We start from the raw sequence: 2,834 nt of genomic DNA on the forward strand, positions 1-2,834 counted from the left end.
CTACAATCACCACAGAACCCACTCCGCCATCGGAGCCCCACCCATCAGCAGACTCAACAACCTCCCTGGACATCACACCTAGTCCGACAGGCAGACTGCCAGCTTTGACCGGATGTCCACACATTCCTAGGTGGATGCTGTGCGGGGGCACATACTCAGAGCCTACGAGAATGCGCGCTCGTCACCGACGATCCCTCGCCTCTCCTGCAGGCAGAGGCTGCCCATGCACACTCACCATCTCAAGCGGGGCTCGGCCCTCGCCGTCTCGGCTGCTGCCATCGCAGCGATGATCACGTTCAGCACCGGCGCGGGTGCGTCGGCTGCCACGGTCATCGACGGCCCCGTCGGTCTCGGAACGGCCGCCACCTACGGCGTCCTCGGTGCGAGCACCGTGACGAACACGGGCCCCAGCGTGGTCAACGGTGACCTCGGCCTCTCGCCCGGGACCTCCATCACCGGCTTCGGCGGTGCTCCGAACGGGGTCGTCAACGGCACCGTCCACCAGACCGACGCCGCTGCTGCCCAGGCGCAGCGCGACACCACCACGGCCTACAACGTCGCTGCGTCGCTGTCCCCGACGCAGACCGGGCTGACCGGGCTCAACGGCCTCTCGCTCTCACCGGGCGTGTACTCCGGCGGGGCCCTCGCGCTGCCCGACAACGGCGTGCTCACCCTTGCCGGCAGCGCGGACTCCGTCTGGGTGTTCCAGGCAGCGTCGACCCTGACGATCGGGTCCGCCAGCCGCATCCTCATCACCGGCGGCGCGAGCTCCTGCAACGTCTTCTGGCAGGTCGGCAGCTCCGCGACGATCGGGACCGGCGCCGCGTTCCAGGGCACCGTCCTGGCGCAGCAGTCCGTGACCGCCACCACCGGCGCCACCGTGCAGGGTCGTCTGCTGGCCCGCGTCGGCGCGGTCACCCTCGACACCAACACGATCACGGCCTCGGCCGACTGCCCCGTGCCGGGGATGCCGTCCGAGTCGCCCACCATCACCTCCGGCACCCCGACCGACGGCACCGTGGACGAGCCGTACACGTACACCGTGACCGCCACCGGCACCCCGGCCCCGACCTTCACGGCCTCGGGTCTGCCCGACGGCCTGACGATCGACAGCACCACGGGGGTCATCTCCGGCACTCCGACCACTCCGGGCACCGCGACCGTGACGATCACCGCGTCCAACGGCACCACGCCCGACGACACCAGCGTCGTGACGATCACCGTCCGAGCCCCGGCGCCGACCCCGACGCCGAACCCGACCCCGACCCCGACGCCGAACCCGACGCCGACCCCGACGCCGAACCCGACCCCGACCGCTCCGGCCGTGGTGCCCACTGACACCCCGAGCGGCCCCACGGGGACGACGGCAGACGGCGGGGGCAGCGGTGGTGACCAGCCGACCGGCCAGCTCGCCTTCACCGGCTCCGACCCGACCGTGCCGCTGGGCATCGCCGCGGCCCTCCTCGCCGCGGGCGCCACGCTCCTGGCCCTGCTCCGCCGCCGTCGCACCCTCGGACGCATCTGATCCACCGGCACGACGACGAAGGAGCCGCTCGGACTCAGGGGGTCCCGCTCGCCACGAGGTCGGCGAGCGGGACCTCGTCGCGGGCGATCGCGGCCGCGACGTCGCTGAGTCGTCGCTCGTTGGACCGTGCGTACCGACGGATCATGCCGAAGGCGGCGTCGACGTCGACCCCGACCGCGCGCGCGAGGTAGCCCTTGGCCTGCTCGACGGCGACCCGGCTGTCGAGCGCACGCTGCAGTTGCTCGGCGGTGAGGCTCGCGTGCTCGATCGTCCGCTGCTGCAGCAGGCTGATCGTCGCGACGTCGGCGAGGGCCTGGGCGGCTCGCGCGTCTGCGCCGTTCAGCGCGCCCTCGGTCTCGCGGAACAGGTTCAGCGAACCGACCGTGGTGTCCCGGAGCCGGAGCGGGATCGCGTGGACTCCCGCGTACCCGCGCGCCCTCGACGCCTCGGCGAACCGCGGCCAGCGACCCCGCAGGTCGGCGGCGTTCTCCGAGGTCACCAGGCGGCCGGTCGTCACGGCGGCGATGCAGGGCCCCTCTCCGGCGTTGAGCTGGAGCAGTCCGATGAAGCTGCTCCGCTCGCTCGTCGACGCGACCACCCGCAGCTCGTCCTGCTTGTCGAGCAGGTGGATGGCGCCGGCTGCGGCATCGAACAGCTCGACCGCACGGTCGACCAGTGTCTGCAGGACGTCGACCACGTCGTAGTCCGCAACCAGGCTGTCGGTGAGCGTCACGAACGTCTCGACCAGTCGTGCTTCGCGTATCTCGGTCATGCGGGGCTGCGTCCTTCCGTCGTGCGGCGCGCAACAACCGTAGCCGAGCGTCCAGCGGGACGCCTCCGGGCGACTTGCACCGGAGCGCACCACGGCTCTAGCGTTGGAGGAGCTGCCCCAGCCCCCGGCCGCCGGAACGTTCCGCCATTCCGATGCAGACCAGGGACTCGATGAGGACGCGGGCAGCGGGTACGCCGCCGTGCCGCGATCTCCGCGGTGCGCGGTAGGACGGGCGAGGACTTCCGGAACAGGCTCAGAACACCGAGAGGACCCCTGTGACCGACGAGCACACCATCACCAGCCCGTACCGGAAGACCGGTTCGACGGGCGGCCCGCGGACCGGCGGTACCTCGACCTACTCGGCGCTCCTGGCCGAGGTGAAGGCCGCGGGCCTGCTCCGGCGCCGTCGGGGGTTCTACTGGTCGCTGTTCACGGCGCTCGTGCTGGCGACCGCCGCGTGCTGGGTCGTGTTCGCGTTCCTCGGTGACTCGTGGTTCCAGCTCATCGTCGCCGGTGCGCTCGGGGTGCTGTTCACCC

Annotated in this window: 2 protein-coding genes and 1 pseudogene; 2 read left to right on the forward strand and 1 reads right to left on the reverse strand. The window is 71.5% G+C overall.

The features are described 5' to 3' along the window. Positions 1-223 precede the first annotated feature (223 nt). Entirely contained in the window at positions 224-1,525 is a 1,302-nt protein-coding gene (locus ITJ56_RS18030) for an ice-binding family protein (RefSeq protein WP_194632009.1), read from the forward strand. Positions 1,526-1,559: 34 nt separating this feature from the next. On the opposite strand, the gene ITJ56_RS18035 is transcribed toward ITJ56_RS18030, so the two are convergent. Further along, a complete protein-coding gene (locus tag ITJ56_RS18035) occupies positions 1,560-2,297 on the reverse strand; it encodes a GAF and ANTAR domain-containing protein (RefSeq protein ID WP_194632010.1) in 738 nt (245 codons plus the stop codon). A gap of 275 nt (positions 2,298-2,572) precedes the next feature. Between ITJ56_RS18035 and ITJ56_RS18040 the strand changes: the two are divergent. Further along, a pseudogene (locus ITJ56_RS18040) lies at positions 2,573-2,834 on the forward strand (acyl-CoA desaturase); the annotation flags it as partial.

Source organism: Curtobacterium sp. VKM Ac-1376 (assembly GCF_015351025.1).
Taxonomy (GTDB): Bacteria; Actinomycetota; Actinomycetes; order Actinomycetales; family Microbacteriaceae; genus Curtobacterium.